Annotated in this window: 17 protein-coding genes; all 17 read left to right on the forward strand. The window is 41.0% G+C overall.

The annotated features are described in order from the left end of the window. Window positions 1-870 precede the first annotated feature (870 nt). Window positions 871-1,326, forward strand: coding sequence for a hypothetical protein (locus AAEY94_RS12915; RefSeq protein WP_101085232.1), 456 nt, complete (start codon window positions 871-873; stop codon window positions 1,324-1,326). 172 nt (window positions 1,327-1,498) lie between these two features. Next, the gene (tsaE, locus tag AAEY94_RS12920) at window positions 1,499-1,957 is read left to right on the forward strand and encodes a tRNA (adenosine(37)-N6)-threonylcarbamoyltransferase complex ATPase subunit type 1 TsaE (RefSeq protein ID WP_101085233.1); all 459 of its coding nucleotides are present in this window, start codon (window positions 1,499-1,501) and stop codon (window positions 1,955-1,957) included. A gap of 7 nt (window positions 1,958-1,964) precedes the next feature. After that, on the forward strand, window positions 1,965-3,308 hold the full coding sequence (locus tag AAEY94_RS12925; protein ID WP_502959398.1) for an N-acetylmuramoyl-L-alanine amidase: 1,344 nt from the start codon (window positions 1,965-1,967) through the stop codon (window positions 3,306-3,308). A 1-nt stretch (window position 3,309) separates the two neighbouring features. After that, entirely contained in the window at window positions 3,310-5,172 is a 1,863-nt protein-coding gene (mutL, locus tag AAEY94_RS12930; RefSeq protein WP_350979017.1) for a DNA mismatch repair endonuclease MutL, read from the forward strand. Window position 5,173: 1 nt separating this feature from the next. Beyond that, a complete protein-coding gene (gene miaA, locus AAEY94_RS12935; RefSeq protein ID WP_101085236.1) occupies window positions 5,174-6,100 on the forward strand; it encodes a tRNA (adenosine(37)-N6)-dimethylallyltransferase MiaA in 927 nt (308 codons plus the stop codon). Window positions 6,101-6,183: 83 nt separating this feature from the next. Continuing rightward, window positions 6,184-6,441 (forward strand): RNA chaperone Hfq, encoded by a 258-nt coding sequence (hfq, locus tag AAEY94_RS12940; RefSeq protein ID WP_011638750.1) that lies wholly within the window; start codon window positions 6,184-6,186, stop codon window positions 6,439-6,441. Window positions 6,442-6,461: 20 nt separating this feature from the next. After that, window positions 6,462-7,769, forward strand: coding sequence for a ribosome rescue GTPase HflX (gene hflX / locus AAEY94_RS12945; protein ID WP_101085237.1), 1,308 nt, complete (start codon window positions 6,462-6,464; stop codon window positions 7,767-7,769). Between the two features lie 33 nt (window positions 7,770-7,802). Next, a complete protein-coding gene (hflK, locus tag AAEY94_RS12950) occupies window positions 7,803-8,963 on the forward strand; it encodes an FtsH protease activity modulator HflK (RefSeq protein ID WP_162023870.1) in 1,161 nt (386 codons plus the stop codon). Window positions 8,964-8,965: 2 nt separating this feature from the next. Beyond that, a complete protein-coding gene (gene hflC, locus AAEY94_RS12955; protein ID WP_101085239.1) occupies window positions 8,966-9,844 on the forward strand; it encodes a protease modulator HflC in 879 nt (292 codons plus the stop codon). A 704-nt stretch (window positions 9,845-10,548) separates the two neighbouring features. Continuing rightward, window positions 10,549-11,139, forward strand: coding sequence for a ubiquinol-cytochrome c reductase iron-sulfur subunit (petA, locus tag AAEY94_RS12960; RefSeq protein WP_101085240.1), 591 nt, complete (start codon window positions 10,549-10,551; stop codon window positions 11,137-11,139). Then, complete coding sequence (locus AAEY94_RS12965) at window positions 11,139-12,353, forward strand: cytochrome b (protein ID WP_101085241.1); 1,215 nt, start codon at window positions 11,139-11,141, stop codon at window positions 12,351-12,353. Before petA ends, AAEY94_RS12965 begins: the two co-directional genes overlap by 1 nt. Continuing rightward, entirely contained in the window at window positions 12,353-13,087 is a 735-nt protein-coding gene (locus AAEY94_RS12970; protein ID WP_101085242.1) for a cytochrome c1, read from the forward strand. The genes AAEY94_RS12965 and AAEY94_RS12970 overlap by 1 nt, the downstream gene beginning before the upstream one ends. 94 nt (window positions 13,088-13,181) lie before the next feature. Next, window positions 13,182-13,811: a stringent starvation protein SspA gene (sspA, locus tag AAEY94_RS12975; RefSeq protein WP_011638743.1), complete on the forward strand. Its 630-nt coding sequence runs from the start codon at window positions 13,182-13,184 to the stop codon at window positions 13,809-13,811. Further along, window positions 13,811-14,281 carry a ClpXP protease specificity-enhancing factor gene (locus tag AAEY94_RS12980; protein WP_011638742.1) on the forward strand — a complete coding sequence of 157 codons (471 nt, stop codon included), beginning with the start codon at window positions 13,811-13,813 and terminating at the stop codon, window positions 14,279-14,281. The genes sspA and AAEY94_RS12980 overlap by 1 nt, the downstream gene beginning before the upstream one ends. Before the next feature lie 97 nt (window positions 14,282-14,378). After that, window positions 14,379-14,948: an aminodeoxychorismate/anthranilate synthase component II gene (locus AAEY94_RS12985; RefSeq protein WP_350979018.1), complete on the forward strand. Its 570-nt coding sequence runs from the start codon at window positions 14,379-14,381 to the stop codon at window positions 14,946-14,948. Between the two features lie 128 nt (window positions 14,949-15,076). After that, complete coding sequence (locus AAEY94_RS12990) at window positions 15,077-17,566, forward strand: S9 family peptidase (protein ID WP_350979019.1); 2,490 nt, start codon at window positions 15,077-15,079, stop codon at window positions 17,564-17,566. Window positions 17,567-17,668: 102 nt separating this feature from the next. Continuing rightward, the gene (locus tag AAEY94_RS12995) at window positions 17,669-18,811 is read left to right on the forward strand and encodes an HDOD domain-containing protein (RefSeq protein ID WP_101085246.1); all 1,143 of its coding nucleotides are present in this window, start codon (window positions 17,669-17,671) and stop codon (window positions 18,809-18,811) included. Window positions 18,812-19,139: the final 328 nt, after the last annotated feature.

Consider the following 19,139-nt stretch of genomic DNA (forward strand, 5'->3'; position numbering starts at 1 on the left):
ATTAGCTCAGTTGCGCTTTTAGAAAATGCGATACCTTTTTGTTTGCCAAGCTAGACGTCATAAAGCGGTCATCAGTTCGAACCACTCTTTATTTATAAAGAAACGTCGCTCCAAATCACTTCCCTAGTTTAAAATACAACATTAGCTCAGTTGCGCTTTTAGAAAATGCGATACCTTTTTGTTTGCCAAGCTAGACGTCATAAAGCGGTCATCAGTTGGAACCACTCTTTATTTATAAAGAAACGTCGCTCCAAATCACTTCCCTATTTTGAAATCCCTATTTTGAAATCCCTATTTTGAAATCCCTATTTTGAAATGCGACATTAGCTCAGTTGCGCTTTTAGAAAATACGCTACCTTTTTGGTTGCCAAGCTAGACGTCATAAAGCGGTCATCAGTTCGAATCCCCCATTATTAAAAAGATATGTCACTCCAAATTACTTCCTTATTAATCCTATTTGCTCCAAATCTTCTTTGTTCTAAATCTTACGAATAACTACAGCGACATTAGCTCAGTTGCGCTTTTAGACTATGCGCTACCTTTTGATTGCCAAGCTAGACGTCATAAAGCGCTCATCAGTTCGAACCATTGCCGATATAGGGCGATCTACATTTCTGGTGTTCATCAATGTGCTCTAACTCACCCTAAACCTTATTATTTTAATAAATTTGCATCATTTGTGTTTGAGCAAATCTTTTTGCAATCAACAAATAAGTGATCTAGTACTCACTTCTTCATGGATCTCTAAAGTAAGCGCATATTGGTGAAGTAAAACATGATCTGGTTCAAATCATTTACCGTTGTAATCTTTGATAATCAACTCAAGATAGATTTTCCTAAGAAGTTAGGGCTTTAAACGAGGTGAGTTTTATGCGGATCCAACAACTAAGTGAGCTACTTGATTACGTTGCTAATTGCCATCTCGATATGGAGAAATTATATAAGCGCTTAGATCGTAATGCGGATTCCTCTCGAGTTAAGATGATGTTGACTTATTTTCAACAACACCAAAGACATATTTACGAAACGTTAGAAAGCTATATTGAAGATGCACCATCAAGAATATTAAATACTTGGTATAAAGACATTACTTTTGAAGATTTTAGCAAGCGTTGCAATGAAACGTCACTCCCTGCCAATATGAAAGAAGACGAAGTGCTTGAATTGCATTTAGACCTAGAAAACCGCTTAATCGCGTTACTAGAAAAAACAGCTATTAGTAGCCCAACTGATGAAATTAAAAGTGCATTAATGGACTTAGTCCGTGTTGCACAAACTCAACAAAAACGTTTAGTTCATAGCACCATCCGTATGGATGACATTTAAACGAGGCGTTGAAATTTTAATATAACTTCCTGAAGTGTGATTTTGCCAGCTATTCCCAGTAGCTGGTTTTTTTATTAACAAAAAATAACCACTATAACAGTGGGAGTTCCCCGGTAACTTCTGGTATATTTAGCATTCTTGTATCTCTTTTTTATGGAAGCTGACTTTACACATGACATCGCTGTTTAAAACCCTTGAAAATGAACAAGCTACTGTTGCCCTTGGACAACAAATTGCACAGTGGATAAAGCCGCCACTCACTATTTATCTTACGGGGGATTTAGGGGCGGGTAAAACAACGTTTAGTCGAGGCATTATTCAAAGTTTAGGTCATCAAGGCGCGGTGAAAAGTCCGACATACACCTTGGTCGAGCCCTATGAATTTAATGATATGGATGTATTTCATTTTGACCTATATCGATTAGCTGACCCAGAAGAGCTCGAGTATATGGGTATCCGTGATTATTTTACTGACAGAAGTGTGTGTCTAGTTGAATGGCCTAATAATGGTCATGGATTACTCCCTGAGGCTGACATCCATTTGCATTTGCGTTATAAAGAATCTCAAAGACAAATTGAATTACAAGGCTTATCCCCTGCTGGGCAGGCAATTATAAATAAAATAAAATAAAATAATAATGACTTCAAAAAATACGTTTTTTACCTCTGTAGTATTCATGCTGTTGTTTTTGCAGTCTAATGTGGTTTGGGCTGCCAACCAACTTGATAGCGTGCGCATTTGGGCTGCCCCAGAATCGACGCGAGTGGTGTTCGATTTAACTCAATCACCTAATTATGACAGCTTTACCTTAACCGGTCCTCATCGTTTAGTGGTCGATATTCAAGATACTGGCGCCAAGATTAATTTAGATAAAATAGCTAATAACAGTAAAATTATCAAAAAGATACGCTTTAGCTCTCCACCTAAAAAAGGTGTATTGCGTCTGGTTATGGATTTAACTAAACCGGTAAAGTCCAGTCTGTTTACATTGCCTCCAACCGCTCCTTATGGCAACCGCCTTGTCGTCGATTTAGAAGATTCTAACGGCGAGTCGCCAACGGTGAATACGGTCAGTCGTTCTGCTAATCAGTCATCTAGAGATATTGTGATCGCCATTGATGCTGGACACGGTGGTGAAGATCCTGGCTCAATTGGCCCCTCTGGGACTTACGAAAAGCGTGTGGTGATGGAAATTGCAACGCGTTTAGCCAGCAAAATTAATCAAACAGCAGGAATGCGTGCTGTGATGACGAGGCGTGGTGATTATTATATTCATCCAAATAAACGCTCTGAGCTGGCGCGTAATATTAAAGCAGATTTATTGATTTCAATTCATGCAGATGCATTTACTTCTCCTCAGCCTCAGGGCGCATCGGTTTGGGTATTATCTATGCGCCGTGCAAATACTGAAATTGGTCGTTGGCTTGAGCAAAAAGAGAAGCACTCTGAGTTATTAGGGGGTGCTGGAGAAATTATTCAAAACTCTGATAGCGAACAATATTTAGCCATGACCCTTTTAGATATGTCGATGAATAGTTCTATGGCAATAAGTAATTCTATTGCTGGCGATGTATTAAAAGATCTCAACAGTGTTACCAAATTACATAAACATAAACCAGAAGCTGCTAGTTTGGCGGTACTAAAATCGCCGGATATTCCTTCAATTCTGGTGGAAACAGGTTTTATTTCTAATCCACAAGAAGAGCGTTTACTAAGAAACCCAGCGCATCAAGAAAAGATAGCCCGCGCCATCCATTCGGGAGTGCAACGTTATTTTGCTAGTAATGCGCCCAGTGATACTTTGATTGCTAAAACACGCTCTGACAGCTCGCAAACACAAAAGCATAAAGTACAACGTGGTGAGTCATTGTCTGTTATCGCTCAGCGATACCGCGTTTCTATTTCACGTTTAAAGCAGGCTAATAACTTGAAGTCAGACGTGGTTCGTGTTGGTCAACATCTTGTGATCCCAAGGGCTTAATATGGCTATTCAGCTGCTACCACCTCAACTTGCAAACCAAATCGCAGCCGGTGAAGTAGTGGAACGTCCGGCTTCGGTGGTCAAAGAACTGGTTGAAAACAGCCTTGATGCTGGTGCGACTAGAGTTGATATTGATATCGACAAAGGCGGCAGCAAGCTTATTCGTATTCGCGATAATGGTGCGGGTATTCCTAAAGATGAGTTGGCATTGGCGTTATCGCGTCACGCAACCTCAAAAGTACATACGCTCGATGACCTCGAAGCTATTTTAAGCTTTGGTTTTCGGGGCGAGGCCTTGGCCAGTATTAGTTCAGTGTCGCGATTAACATTAACGTCGAAAACTGCAGAGCAATCTGAAGCTTGGCAGGCCTATGCTGAAGGCTCGCAAATGGACGTGAAAGTGACTCCTGCTGCGCATCCTCAAGGTTCGACTATTGATGTGGTCGATTTATTTTTTAATACTCCCGCCAGACGTCGTTTTTTAAAAAGTGATAAAACTGAATTTACTCATATAGATGAGTGGTTAAAGCGCATAGCCATTGTTCGTAGCGATATTCACTTTACCCTGACACACAATGGTAAGTTAGTACGTCAGTATCGTCCTGCTAATACTGACATTCAAACTCAACAACGTTTGGCGCAAATTTGTGGCAGAGCTTTTGCTGAACAGGCATTGAGCATTGCTTGTGAACACGATGATTTATTATTAACGGGTTATCTGCAGTCGCCACAAGACACTGTTATCACCGATACCAACTTTTTTTATGTCAACGGACGCTTAATTAGAGACCGATTGGTTAACCATGCCGTAAAACAAGCATTTGCTGAATATGGTATTGAACATCAGCCGGGCTATGTGTTGATGTTATCACTTGACCCACATCAAGTAGATGTCAATGTTCATCCTGCTAAGCATGAAGTGCGGTTTCATCAATCTCGTTATGTACATGACTTTATTTTACAAGCGGTGCAATCGGCATTAGTCGAAATGCCTTTGTTACCTTTATCAGATGAATTAGAGCATCATGATACTGTTGTCACAATGCGCACCGAATCAAACGTGATGCATGATGCGAAAGTGGTCGATACCACAGAAGACATTTTTACACTTAATCATGATTCGAGTAAGGCGATTAACAGCGTTAGTCAATTTGGTTCGATGCATGTACCTGGTAAGACAAATGGCTCATCTGGTGGCTATTCAGCTGCAATTAAGTCTAGCTATGGTACAAAGCCTTCTGGTGCATCTTCATCTGCCCAGACGAAAACCGCTATTGCTAATTATGGGCAGTTGTTGCATACCCCGATGAATAGCGCGGTATCCTATGTTAACGAGGCTGTACATCAAGTTGCCATGCCGCCGTTATTAGCGGGTGAGCATTGGGTTATCTGTAAAGATGATAAGCTGTCATTACTGTCGATAAAAACCGTGTTATTGGCAGTAAGAAAGAAAGACATAGCAACCAAATTAGCTAACGGTTTAGTGTCGCAACCTTTATTAATGCCTGTGTCTTTAGCCGCAGATTTGGACTGGATAGAAACCTTAGCCGCTCGTGATCAATTACTGCGTCAAATGGGTATTGAATTAACAATTCGCTTCCAACAGTTGATTATTAAAAAAGTGCCCCCATATTTGAGGGAATGCCAACTTGCTATTGTGATCCCAGAGTTACTGCAATGGATACAATTAGAGCAACCTACAGAAAGCGCTATCGTAGGTTGGTTGGCACAACAAAGTTTATCGCAATTTGAGCCAGCTCAAGCTTTATGGCTGCAATTTTGTTCACTTGACGATGAAACGCAACAAACTTGTTATGACCAAGAGCGCATAATGCCTTGGCAAAATTGGATGAAAGATAATTAACGTGAATAGTGTCGATAAGCCGAAAGTGATTTTTTTAATGGGGCCTACCGCCTCAGGCAAAACGGCATTAGCCATTGATATGGCAACTCAATATAATTGTGAAATTATCTCAGTAGATTCTGCGTTGATCTATCGTGATATGAATATAGGGTCTGCTAAACCCAGTGCTGAAGAGCTGGAAATGGCTCCGCATAAATTAATTGATATTCTTGACCCTAGCGAAAGTTATTCCGCGGCAGATTTTCGCCGTGATGCATTATTGGCTATCGAAGACATTATTAGCCGTGGTAAGACCCCTTTACTCGTGGGTGGCACCATGATGTACTTTAAGGCATTGTTAGAAGGCTTATCACCTTTACCCAGTGCTGATGAAGCTATTAGGCAACAAATATTAGCGCAAGCGCAAACCGAGGGTTGGGATGCGCTGCATCAAGAATTGTGTAATATTGACCCTGTTGCTGGAGAAAGAATTCATCCTAACGATCCACAACGATTGTCGCGGGCTTTAGAGGTTTATCGGATCAGTGGCAAAACAATGACTGAATTGACACAAACTAAGTCAGCCGCTTTGCCGTATGATGTAGTGCAATTTGCTATTGCACCAAACGATCGAAAAGTATTACATGAGTTAATCGCAAAGCGTTTTAATATCATGTTAGAGCAAGGTTTTATCGAAGAAGTTGCGCGTTTGAAAGCGCGTGATGATTTGCATTTAGAGCTACCATCTATGCGTTGCGTTGGTTACAGACAGTGCTGGCAGTACCTAGATAATGAATTTGATCATGCGACAATGGTCGAAAAAGCTACCGCAGCCACTAGGCAATTGGCTAAACGTCAATTAACATGGTTGAGGAGCTGGCCAGATTTACAGTGGCTTGAAAGTGGTGTAGAAGGGAATTTAGTTACGCTTATGCGACAAAGCCGCTAGCTTATTAGCTGTTGCTGTATAATACTAAAACTAAACAATAAAACTTAATTCAACATATTTTAAAATAAAAAAGGAAATTGAAAATGGCTAAGGGGCAATCTTTACAAGACCCATTTTTGAACGCATTGCGTCGAGAGCGTGTACCAGTCTCTATCTATTTAGTGAATGGTATTAAATTACAAGGCCAAGTTGAGTCATTCGATCAATTTGTTATCTTGTTGAAAAATACTGTAAGCCAAATGGTTTACAAACACGCTATTTCAACAGTCGTACCAGCACGCCCATTTAATGTTTCTGCTCACCAGGGTACTGCCCATGGTGAAGAAAGCGATGCTGAATAATTTGAAAAGGAATATAATTTTTGTTTGATCGTTATGAAGCGGGTGAAACAGCTGTATTGGTTCATATAGACTTTTCAGACGAAGAGCGTCGAGAAGATCTAATTGAATTACAGTTGTTAGTTGAATCTGCTGGTGCTCGCTCTGTTGGAGTGATTACTGGCAGCAGACGCTCGCCGGACCGAAAGTTTTTTATTGGTTCCGGTAAAGCAGAAGAACTTGCTGCTATGGTCGCTGCTACTGAAGCCAATGTAGTGATTTTTAATCATGCATTGAGTCCAGCTCAAGAGCGTAATCTTGAAGTGGTGTGTCAGTGTCGAGTCTTAGATCGAACTACGTTGATCCTTGATATTTTTGCTCAACGAGCGAGAACTCATGAAGGTAAGATGCAAGTGGAGCTAGCGCAATTGCGCCACATGTCGACACGCCTAATTCGTGGTTGGACTCATTTAGAGCGACAGAAAGGTGGTATCGGGATGCGAGGGCCGGGTGAGACCCAGCTCGAAACAGACCGACGTTTATTACGAGGCCGGATTAAGAATATTAATCGACGCCTCGATAAAGTAGATAAACAACGTGAGCAAAGCCGACGAGCTCGTAAGCGCAGTGATTTAGCGACTGTGTCTTTAGTAGGCTATACAAATGCGGGTAAATCGACATTATTTAATGCGCTAACGTCATCGGATGTTTATGCAGCCGATCAGTTATTCGCAACATTAGATCCGACACTGCGTAAATTATCGTTACCTGATGGTGCGGTGATTTTAGCGGATACTGTTGGCTTTATTCGTCATTTACCTCATGATCTCGTCGCAGCATTTAAAGCCACATTACAAGAAACTCGACAAGCTGAAATTCTTTTACATGTCGTTGATTGTGCTGATGACAATATGACTGAAAATTTTGACCAAGTACAAAGAGTATTGGAAGAAATTGATGCAGATGAAATCACTCAATTGATTGTATGCAATAAGATTGATTTACTTGAAGATTTCGCGCCTCGTATCGATTACGATGAAGATGGTAAACCTGAGAGGGTTTGGGTCTCTGCGCAAAAACGCATTGGATTTGATTTGCTGCTGAAAGCGATAACCGAATTAATCGGTGAAGTGATTTGCGAGCTTACATTGAAAATACCTGCATCAGCAGGACATTATCTTGGCCAGTTTTATCGACTGGATGCAATACAGCAGAAAGAGTATGACAATCTGGGGAACTGTATTTTATCTGTTCGTTTATCGGACGCCAATTGGCGCCGATTAGCTAAACAGAGTCAAGGGGAATTAGAGGCATTTATTTTTGAACCTTCAGAAGTAGACGCCACTTGTTAATCTCATTTATTTCATCCAATTATGGAGTGCTAAATGGCTTGGAATGAGCCCGGTAACAAGGGGAACAAAGACCCTTGGGGAAATAAAGGTGGTAACGATAAAGGGCCACCAGATCTTGACGAAGTATTTCGTAACCTATCAAAACGCTTTGGTGGCAAGGGAGGCGGTAGCGCCACTGGTCAGCCATTTAATTCATCTTTACTGATTATAATAGCAGTGATTGCCTTAATTATTTGGGCATTGTCTGGCTTATACACGGTTAAAGAAGCTGAGCGTGGAGTGTTACTCCGTTTTGGTCAGCACATCGGTGAAGTGAGTTCCGGTTTACATTGGAAAGCCACTTTTATTGACGATGTGACAATGGTTGATGTGGAAACGTTCCGTTCGATTCCAGCGTCTGGCAGAATGCTGACATCTGATGAAAATATCGTGAATGTTGAACTTGTGGTTCAATATAGCGTATCAGATGCTTATTCATACTTGTACAGTGCAGTCGATGCCAATTCGAGTTTACGTGAAGCGACTGATAGTGCGTTGCGCTATGTCATTGGTCATAATCGTATGGATGACATTTTAACCACTGGACGTGATGCTATTCGTCGTGATACTTGGACTGAGTTAGAGCGTATTATTGAGCCGTATAAATTAGGCTTGGAAATTCGTGATGTTAACTTTTTACCCGCTCGTCCTCCAGAAGAAGTAAAAGATGCATTTGATGATGCTATCTCTGCTCAGGAAGATGAACAGCGCTTTATTCGCGAAGCTGAAGCTTATGCTCGTGAAATCGAACCCAAAGCGCGTGGTCAAGTAGAGCGTATGGCACAACAAGCTAGTGCTTATAAAGAGCGTGAAGTTCTTGAAGCTAGAGGTAAAGTCGCTCGATTTGAGAAGTTATTACCTGAGTATAAAGCTGCTCCAGGTGTAACCCGAAATCGTTTATACATAGATGCGATGCAATCTGTGTTGGCTGATACAAATAAAGTTCTTATCGACACTAAGAGTAGCGGTAATCTGATGTATTTACCTTTGGATAAGCTGATGGATTCTTCTAAGAGTCTGCGCAATCAAGTAGAACCTGAGGTAGAACGTCACATCAATTCTGTTTCTAGTAGTGGTGTAGACACACCTATTACTAGCATGCCAACAGATGGTCGTCTCAGCCGCGAAGATCGTAATCGCCAAGGGAGGAACTAACAATGGGTAGATTAGCTCTGATCATTCTAGTGATCATTTTAGGGGTGAGTTTTTCCTCTTTGATGGTGGTAAGCGAAGGTGAACGCGCGATTGTTGCACGTTTCGGTAAGGTGCTTAAAGATGGTGACGTAACAACCGTTTTTGCTCCTGGCCTTCACTTTAAATTACCTTTAGTCGATAAAGTTCGCTATCTGGATGCTCGTATCCAGACATTGGACGGCGCAGCAGATCGTTTTGTTACTTCTGAAAAGAAAGACTTAATGGTCGACTCTTATGTTAAGTGGCGTATTCGTGATTTTGAAAAGTACTATCTTTCTACCAATGGCGGTATTAAAGCCAATGCAGAAAGCTTATTACAAGCCAAAATTAGCAACGATTTACGTACTGAATTTGGTCGTCGCACAATCAAAGAAATTGTTTCAGGTAAGCGTGATGAATTGCAAACTGACGCATTAGAAAATGCTTCTGAAAGTGCACAAAATCTCGGTATTGAAGTAGTTGATGTGCGCGTAAAGCAAATTAATTTACCTGCTAATGTCAGTATTAGTATTTACCAACGTATGCGTGCTGAACGTCAAGCTGTGGCGAAAGAACACCGTGCACAAGGTAAAGAACAAGCTGAAATTATCCGTGCGACTATTGATGCCAATGTGACAGTAAAGATTGCTGAAGCTGAACGTAAAGCCCTTACTATTCGTGGTGAAGGTGATGCATTAGCGGCAAAAATTTATGCTGATACTTACAGTAAAGATGCTGAGTTTTATAGTTTTTTACGTAGCCTAGAAGCATACAAAGAAAGTTTTGCCGGTAAAAATGACATTATGGTGTTAGAACCTGAAGGTGATTTCTTCAAGTACATGAAATCATCTAGCGTTAAATAATACCCGCGTATGTTTTTTGCATTAAAAAGCTCGGTTTTTACCGAGCTTTTTTGTGCCTATTATCTAGGTCTGTTGATCTTTACTGGTAGAATTTTGTTCGAGATAAAAATGTGTTAACCGAGGCGAGTAGATTACAGCCTAGTAATCTAAGCAACTATCACGTCGAGAAGATGCACTCAACAAAGAGTAAAACGTTTTTAGCCGAACCCTTGGGCAGTGTTTGTGAGCCATTTCTACTGCGTTATCAGCTTTTCATGTAGAATAACTACGCCACAAAGCCTCTGCCTTGTAGCTCTTGTTTAAGTAATGACCAAAAGTTCGCTGTAAAAATAACCTTGAAAGATCAACCGGCCCTAATGTTTTTGCTATGAATTCAGTTTTCCCAAAAGCGGTCATCAATCACAACAGTAGATATTTCTGATGTCTTTTATTATTTATCATTAATAATTTATTGTTTTAAATGCATTTCTCAAGCTTTTTATTGCTAATTAAGTGGCAACTAATTGTTATAAAATGGCTGATTTATAAGCGATTTTGAAAAAAATGTTAATATCCTCATCTTAGATGTGTGTTTTCACTATGATCTGGTTCTAATTTTTCGCTATAATGAGCACCGCCTCAAACTATGATTTTAGCGTTTCACCATTTTGGGTCGCTAAAGTATTGAAATATAAAAATTCCAACACCCTCTGGGAGATAAGTGGATGAGCAATGCGCCAGTCGATACCGGACGTCGCAGATTCCTGACAGCTGCAACCGCCGTAGTAGGTGGTGCTGGTGCCGTCGCTGTAGCGGTTCCTTTCATCAAGTCATGGAATCCGAGCGCCAAAGCGAAAGCTGCAGGTGCGCCGGTCGAAGTAAATATTAGTAAAGTAGAACCAGGTCAGTTAATTCGTGTCGAATGGCGCGGAAAACCGGTTTGGGTCGTTCGTCGTACAGAAGCTGTGCTAAATAATCTTAAAACATTAGACAGTCAATTACGCGATCCTGCTTCAGAAGAAATGCAGCAACCAGAATATGCAACTAACCCTGCGCGTTCTATTAAGCCTGAATTTTTTATTGCAGTCGGTATCTGTACTCACTTAGGTTGTTCACCAACTTATCTGCCTGATTCATTCGGTGAGCAGGTTGAAGGTGTAACTTCTGGTTTCTTCTGTCCTTGTCATGGTTCTAAATTTGACATGGCTGGTCGTGTATTCCAGGGTGTTCCAGCACCACTAAACTTAGTGATCCCACCGCACAAATATGTTGATGATGCTAACGTTATCATCGGTGTAGATACAGGAGCGGCGTAATGGTTAAGAATATTATTGATTGGATTGATGCTCGCATCCCAATGACGGCTACATATAACCGTCATGTGGGACAGTATGCGACACCAAAGAACTTTAACTTTTGGTATTTCTTTGGTTCATTAGCGCTATTAGTTTTGGTTAACCAATTGCTGACAGGTATTTGGCTGACCATGAATTACGTACCGACAGCAGAAGGCGCATTTGCTTCTGTTGAATACATCATGCGTGATGTTGATTACGGTTGGTTGCTACGTTACATGCACTCTACAGGTGCATCGGCATTTTTCTTTGTCATCTACATGCACATGTTCCGTGGATTAATATACGGGTCTTATCAAAAACCAAGAGAGCTATTATGGCTGTTTGGTATGTTGATTTTCCTTGTGTTAATGGCTGAAGCATTTATGGGTTACTTACTACCTTGGGGACAAATGTCTTACTGGGGTGCGCAGGTAATTATCTCTTTGTTTGGTGCCATCCCTATTATTGGTGATGACCTAACATTGTGGATCCGTGGTGATTACGTTATTTCAGGTGCAACACTAAACCGTTTCTTCGCCCTGCACGTTATTGCGCTACCACTTGTATTGGTTGTGTTGGTGTTCTTACACCTAATCGCCTTGCATGAAGTTGGCTCAAATAACCCTGATGGTGTCGAGATTAAAAAGAACAAAGATGAGAACGGATGGCCTATTGATGGTATTCCATTCCACCCTTACTACACTGTAAAAGATATTATGGGTGTCGCTGGGTTCTTAATCGTGTTCTGTTATGTGTTGTTCTTCATGCCTGAAGGCGGTGGATATTTCCTAGAAAAGCCAAACTTTGAAGCGGCTAATCCAATGAAAACACCGGAACACATTGCGCCAGTTTGGTACTTCACACCTTTCTATGCCATTTTACGTGCTATCCCTGATAAATTGGTAGGCGTTATTGGTATGGGTCTGTCTATTGCAGTGTTATTCCTACTGCCTTGGCTTGACCGTTGTAAAGTGAAGTCTATTCGCTATCGCAGCATGATCCACAAGATCAACATTGCACAATTTACAGTGTCGTTCATTATTTTAGGATATTTAGGTGTTGTTCCTGCAACTCCTGAGTTAACTATTGCGGCACGTGTATTCACTTTCACTTACTTTGCTTTCTTCGTAGCCTTATGGGTTTACAGTAAGAATGAGAAAACAAAAGAAGTCCCAACGAGGGTGACACACTAATGAAAAAGTTATTAATTGCATTAGTTACATTGCTGCCATCTCTCGCAATGGCCGCCAGTGGACATAGTGTTCACTTAGAAAGTGCTAACGTTGATTTGCATGATAAAGCGTCATTAGAGCGTGGTTTGGATTCATTCCAACATTACTGCTCTGGTTGTCACAGCACTCAATACCAACGCTACGAGCGTGTTGCAACTGATTTAGGCATCTCTAACGATGATATGCGTAACAAGTACATGTTCACCGGTGCAAAAATCGGTGATTTAATGGAAAACGCTATTCCTACTCCAGATGCCGCTAAATGGTTTGGTGCTGCGCCTCCTGATTTAACGTTGGTTGCTCGTGTTCGTGGTGCTGATTGGGTATTTTCATACCTAAAAGGTTTCTACGCAGATGAGACTCGTCCATTTGGTGTGAACAATATAGTGTTCCCAGCAGTGGGTATGCCACACGTATTACAAGACTTACAAGGTCTTGCTACTGTTACGAAAGATGAAGCTGGTAATGTATCTCTTGTAAAAGATAAAGATGGTAATATTGTTACCACGGGTGGCAAATTGACGGCAGAAGAATACGACCAAGTCGTTCGTGATATCACGGGTTTCTTAGTTTATTCTGCCGAACCAGTTCAGCTAGAGCGTGAAGCTTTAGGTTGGTGGGTACTTGGATTCTTGTTTATTTTCTTCATAATTGCGTATTTGTTGAAGAAAGAATACTGGAAAGATGTGCACTAGCCATCAATAACGGTTAATATACATTATCCGCATTTTGTAAACGGGGGGCTTAGCCCCTCGTTTGTTTTGTTTTTCTAGATTCTGGAGGGTATCAATGGCTGTTGCTGCCAACAAGCGCTCTATCATGACACTTTTTTCTGGTGCCGATGATTTATATAGTCACCAAGTACGTATCGTATTGGCTGAAAAAGGGGTTACCGTTGATGTTTTACAGGTAGACCCAAGTGAGATGCCTGAAGATTTACTTGAAGTAAATCCATACAACTCTGTACCGACTTTAGTTGATCGTGAACTCGTGTTGTACGAATCACGCATTATTATGGAATATTTGGATGAGCGTTTTCCACATCCTCCATTAATGCCTGTATACCCAGTATCTCGCGGCCAAAGCCGTTTAATGATGCACAGAATCGACACCGATTGGTATGCGCTTGTAGAGCGTATCCGTAAAGGTGAAAAGGCTGATGCAGCGCGTAAAGAGTTAATGGAAAGCTTAATTGCTTTAGCGCCAGTATTTGCTGAAATGCCATACTTCATGAGCGAAGAGTTTGGTTTATCTGATTGCTACTTAGGCCCATTATTGTGGCGTCTACCAGTATTAGGTATTCACTTAGATCCGCGTACATCGAAAGATATCAGTGCTTACATGACACGTATTTTTGAACGTGAATCATTTAAGGCATCGCTAACTGAGGCTGAGCGCGAAATGCGCATGGGCATGTAATGAAACCAATAACAGCTAATCGTCCATATTTGTTGCGTGCTTACTATGAGTGGTTGATGGATAACCATTTGACGCCACACGTAGTCGTGGATGCATTTGTTAACGGTACGCAGGTTCCGCAGCAATTTGTCAAAGACGGTCAAATCGTCTTGAATATTGCAACCGGAGCGGTGGCTAATCTTCACATGTCTAATGATGCAGTAGAGTTTAATGCACGTTTTGGTGGTGTACCACAGAATGTGTTTTTGCCTATGGCATCGATCGTGGCCATTTACGCTCGTGAAAACGGTGCTGGTACGGTGTTTGATATGGAAGATGCATATATGATCGAAGGTGAACATGATGAGTTATCATCTGTACCGCCATCAATGAAATCTGTTGACGACACTTCGACATTGCCACCATCGTCTAAATCGACAAAGCCTGATGATAAAACTAAGCGTAAAAACCATTTAACTGTGGTGAAGTAGCGTTTAGTTAACATTACATAAAACCAGTCGCAAGGCTGGTTTTTTTTAAGCTAAAATTGATGTGCTACAAACATTTATAGCGCAACTGGAACCCATAATGTTGTTGATGATTGATAATTATGATTCTTTTACGTTTAACTTAGTTCAGTACTTCCAAGCTCTTGGGCAAGAGATACTGGTTAAACGTAACGATGAAATCAGCATTGAACAAATTGAAGCTTTAGCACCTACACATTTGATAATCTCTCCCGGTCCATGCACTCCTAATGAAGCGGGTATTTCACTTGCAGCTATTAAACATTTTGCCGGTAAAATTCCTATTCTTGGTGTGTGTTTAGGACATCAAGCTATCGCACAAGTGTTTGGCGTTGATGTTGTGCGTGCCAAGCGTGTTATGCACGGAAAAACCAGTTTGATTGAACATAATAAACAGGGATTATTTCGTCAATTAGCATTACCTCTGCAGGTTACTCGTTATCATTCATTGTTGATTAACCATGTACCTCATGGCTTTAGTCTGGATGCGTGGTTTGATGACCCAATTTATGGCCGTGAAATTATGGCGATGAGCCATGACGCGTTACGTATTTACAGCGTCCAGTTTCATCCTGAATCTATTTTAACTCAGCAAGGTCATGAACTTTTGGATAACTTTTTGCATTTATAAAGCATTTTCGAATTTATATCTTCGGGTTCATTATCACGTATTCTGTTACAACTTCTGCAACTAATCTGGCTAAATTCTCGCGTCTATTTGTGCTATAAATAGCGCTTAAAATAATAAAAGGGATAACCATGACAAGCTTTATGCGAAACTTTGCGGTTAGCGCACTTTCTTTGGCAATGATAAGTGGCTGTGCTGCCACGGCTAAACCTGACGATACAATGGTTATCACAACGCCGAGTGCAACGACATTGACCGTGCCATTTGCACAGCCTCCAAAAAACCAGCAACCGTTGACACTTAATCAAATTATGGCTAATCCAGATTGGATGGGCATATTTGCTCAAGGAGCTTATTGGAGCGATGACAGTCAGTCGGTATATTTCAGTCGCCAAGCACATCAATCTCCGGTCCGTGATTTTTATCAACAAGCTATTGGACAGTCTGAAGCAAATAAACTAGCACTCAATCAGCTACACCTTGCCGATCAACGTAATGGTGTCTTCGATCAGGCAAAGACTCAAAAAGCCTATATTTATCAAGGTAACGTATTTGTAAAAGATTTATCAAACGGTGAAATAAAGCAACTTACCCGTCAAAACGATGCAATTAATGGGGTACGTTTTTTAAAGGGTGGCGACCTTGCATTCTGGCAAGGTAATAATATTTTTCGTGTGCACCAGTCTAGCGGCCTAGTAGAACAAATTGCCGCGATCCAAATGGAAAACGAACCAAAAGCGACGCAAGAGCCAAGTAGCTTTATTGCTAAGCAACAGCATAGACTTATTCAATATGTTGCCATGGAACATGATAACAGCCTGAGGCGTGATCAATACCGCGACTCATTGGCTAAAGCCGATCCCACTTTTTCTGCTAAACCTTGGTATTTAGGTGACGCTGAAGTGGTATCAGAAATGAGTTTGTCGCCAGATGGACGCTACGTAGTATTAGCGTTAACCGATAAAAATTATGATTGGCGTGCAGAACACGACATTATGCCGAATTATTTGGGCCAAGAGGGTTATGTTGACCCTGTACCAGCCCGCTCTCGGGTTGCCGAAGATGTCTTTCCTGGTCAACGTTTAGTGTTACTCGACCTTGTTGACCACAGTAAAAAAGACATTTCCATTGAAGGCTTAACGGGTTTTGATGAGGATGTACTGGCGAGCGTTAAAGCTGAAAATGCTCAAGCGAAAGGTAAAACCTATAAAAGCGAAAAAGCCCCGCGTTTAGTGCAGTTAATGCAAGATTGGGAATGGAGTCAGAGCGCAATTCAGTGGCATGAGTCTGACGATAAATTATTGGTGATGTTGGAAGCCGTTGACAACAAAGATCGCTGGATCGCCAGTGTTGATCTTCAAAAAGGTAAGCTGATAACCGAACACAGATTACATGATGATGCTTGGGTAAATTATAATTTTAATCAATTTGGCTGGATACCAGGTACAGATAGCATGTACTACTTATCTGAAGAAACAGGGTTTTCACAGTTATATATTAAAACCGCAGCAGGTAAGGTATCGGCATTAACCAATGGCAAATTTGTGGTTGATAATGTGACTTTATCACCCGATGCAAAACATCTTTATTATCGTGCCAATAAAGACCACCCAGGTAGCTATAATGTTTACCGTGTTGAGATTGCCAGTGGTAAGTCAGAGCAATTGACCCAGTGGTTAGGTACATTGGATTACAGTTTAAGCCCTGATGGACAATCACTATTATTAACCGCTTCGTCTGCGATTCATCCAGATGAGTTATATATTCAACCTATTGGCGGCGACATAAGCCAATTAACCGATTATACCAGTACAGCATTTAAACAATATCCATGGCAAGTACCACAAGTTGTCGCGCTAGCTTCAACTCATGGCGCTGAGCCAATTTATGCACGGGTTTATTTGCCGCAAGGTTATGATGCTAAGCAAGCTGAAAAATATCCAGCTGTGATGTTTAACCATGGTGCGGGTTATTTACAAAATGCCCATTATGGCTTTTCGGGTTACTTCCGTGAATTTATGTTCAATAACTTACTCACACAACAAGGTTACGTGGTAATGGACATGGATTATCGAGGCTCGAAAGGCTATGGACGTGATTGGCGTACGTCCGTTTATCGTAATATGGGCCATCCAGAAGTTGAAGATTTGAAAGATGGTGTGGCTTGGATGGCAAGCAATGTTAATGTAGACCCCCAGCGAGTAGGGACTTATGGCGGTTCATACGGCGGATTCCTTACTTTTATGGCGCTGTTTAATGAACCTGAGTTATTCCAAGCAGGGGCCGCATTGCGCCCTGTAGCTGATTGGGCTCATTATAATGCGCCATATACCTCTAATATTTTAAATACGCCTGACGTTGATCCTATCGCTTATGAGCGTAGTTCTCCGATAGAGCATGCTCAAGGTTTACAAAAACCATTACTGATCATGAGTGGTGTGTTAGATGACAACGTGTTTTTCCAAGACAGTGTGCGCATGGTGCAACGGCTTATTGAATTAGAAAAGCCGATGTTTGAAACCGCAATCTATCCTGTCGAGCCGCATGGATTTAAGCAACCTTCTAGTTGGTTAGATCAGTATCGTCGTATTTATAAACTGTTTGAACAAGAGTTGAAGTAATCGGCTCTGAGTTCAAAAAAACAAATAAATATCTATTAAGGCTTCCTTTGTGAAGCCTTAATTTTTATGATTAAGTGATGAAAACAGTAAAAGGCAATGTGAGTGGCAATATCAATAGCAGGTGGAGTTCGGCCCGGAAAAGTCATTGAGATTGAGCGCCGACTCTATAAACAACTTATTGTGGGTAAGCATAAAGCCAATGCAATGCCTGATGAGTTGAACGAAGAGTTAGAAGAGAGTGCCAATAAGCTTGATATTGAGCGCAAAGCATTGAAAGTGCGCCTTGATAAGCAAGCAAAAGAGAAAAATGTGTATTTAGAGGTGTCCGCGCTGTTAACTAATACGGTTAATAATGCGATAGAGCATCAATTAGCTCATCCTCAAATGATATTAGAAGCATCGGCAATTTGTGAAAATCAAATTTTACTGCTCGACCTATTATTACATCCTGACCTGAATATTAATCGACTTCGACCGATTATCGAAAGTATTAGCTGGTTATCACGTGATTTAATCAATTTAATTAATAGTCCAGCATCTCGTCACCGACGGCCTAAACATGGCGATGTTCAAGTGACCGACATAAAGCTGGTGCTTAACTACATTGGTATTGAAAATTTACGTTTGCTGATCCCTTATTTTTGTTTACGTAACTGGTTACCTTCAGGCAATGCTAATTTATTGTGGATAACCCGCAAGCTTTGGCGTTACAGCATGGTCAGTGCCATTGCGGCGCAAACCTTAGCAGAGTTGCATAATGAAAAGCCTGGTTTGGCTTATAGCTGCGCGTTAATGTACCAATTTTCTACCTCGATTATACTGAGCCAAAGTGGACGTATATTTGATAACACTTGGGGGACTTGGTTACGAGAGGCAAGCCATAGTCGAGAAAAACAAGTTTACGATGCCATTATGGCAACGGATTTTCCTGCTGAAGCTGTATTGGGGCAAGTATTACTCCATAGCCATCGATTGAATTGGCAACTGTTGAGTTTACTTAAATTTGATGATTCACCGATCACACAAGTATTAAAAGAGCTCGACCACGATTACCATTTTACAGAGTTGTCTGTCGATGCCGCCATTGTGGCTAAGGCGAGTTGTTATGCCAAAGTGCTTTTGTTAGAAGAGCAACAACAAATCGATCCACAAGAGAAACGCATTATGTTTGATTATTATCAGTTTTCGGCGCAAGAACTGATTCGGCTTAAAGGGCAAAATTTTCGTAAGCTTGATTTACTGTAAATAGCCTTTTTCTATCAAAAGCGTAAATGTTAAATCTGTGTAATTATTCACTTTTGATGAATAGCTACACAAATTCGAGTCAAATAACTTTTTTTATGACTATTTATGCTTCATAACCCCCCAATAAACGCGTTGTTTAGTCATATTTCTCAATCTTTATGCAGAATGCCAATCAGGCCTGCAGAAGTTAATTGTACTGAACTGGTATTTTGATCACATTTTCGCTAATAATGTCGCATAAATAACACAAACTTCCGCTAATGCACTTACAGAATATAAAGCAGACAGCGGAAACAGCGGCTTTCAAGCCGCTTACAACCTGAAGGAT

Origin of the sequence: Shewanella sp. AC34-MNA-CIBAN-0136 (assembly GCF_040309945.1) — a bacterium.
In the GTDB taxonomy this organism is placed as follows: Bacteria; Pseudomonadota; Gammaproteobacteria; order Enterobacterales; family Shewanellaceae; genus Shewanella.

What these genes read in the sequence shown, in the direction of transcription:
- mutL (WP_350979017.1), top strand. Translation starts at nt 3,310, where the DNA reads ATGGCTATTCAGCTGCTACCACCTCAACTTGCAAACCAAATCGCAGCC.
- petA (WP_101085240.1), top strand. Translation starts at nt 10,549, where the DNA reads ATGAGCAATGCGCCAGTCGATACCGGACGTCGCAGATTCCTGACAGCT.
- AAEY94_RS12965 (WP_101085241.1), top strand. Translation starts at nt 11,139, where the DNA reads ATGGTTAAGAATATTATTGATTGGATTGATGCTCGCATCCCAATGACG.
- AAEY94_RS12915 (WP_101085232.1), top strand. Translation starts at nt 871, where the DNA reads ATGCGGATCCAACAACTAAGTGAGCTACTTGATTACGTTGCTAATTGC.
- sspA (WP_011638743.1), top strand. Translation starts at nt 13,182, where the DNA reads ATGGCTGTTGCTGCCAACAAGCGCTCTATCATGACACTTTTTTCTGGT.
- AAEY94_RS12990 (WP_350979019.1), top strand. Translation starts at nt 15,077, where the DNA reads ATGACAAGCTTTATGCGAAACTTTGCGGTTAGCGCACTTTCTTTGGCA.
- AAEY94_RS12980 (WP_011638742.1), top strand. Translation starts at nt 13,811, where the DNA reads ATGAAACCAATAACAGCTAATCGTCCATATTTGTTGCGTGCTTACTAT.
- AAEY94_RS12985 (WP_350979018.1), top strand. Translation starts at nt 14,379, where the DNA reads ATGTTGTTGATGATTGATAATTATGATTCTTTTACGTTTAACTTAGTT.
- hflC (WP_101085239.1), top strand. Translation starts at nt 8,966, where the DNA reads ATGGGTAGATTAGCTCTGATCATTCTAGTGATCATTTTAGGGGTGAGT.
- hfq (WP_011638750.1), top strand. Translation starts at nt 6,184, where the DNA reads ATGGCTAAGGGGCAATCTTTACAAGACCCATTTTTGAACGCATTGCGT.
- AAEY94_RS12970 (WP_101085242.1), top strand. Translation starts at nt 12,353, where the DNA reads ATGAAAAAGTTATTAATTGCATTAGTTACATTGCTGCCATCTCTCGCA.
- hflK (WP_162023870.1), top strand. Translation starts at nt 7,803, where the DNA reads ATGGCTTGGAATGAGCCCGGTAACAAGGGGAACAAAGACCCTTGGGGA.
- tsaE (WP_101085233.1), top strand. Translation starts at nt 1,499, where the DNA reads ATGACATCGCTGTTTAAAACCCTTGAAAATGAACAAGCTACTGTTGCC.
- AAEY94_RS12925 (WP_502959398.1), top strand. Translation starts at nt 1,965, where the DNA reads ATGACTTCAAAAAATACGTTTTTTACCTCTGTAGTATTCATGCTGTTG.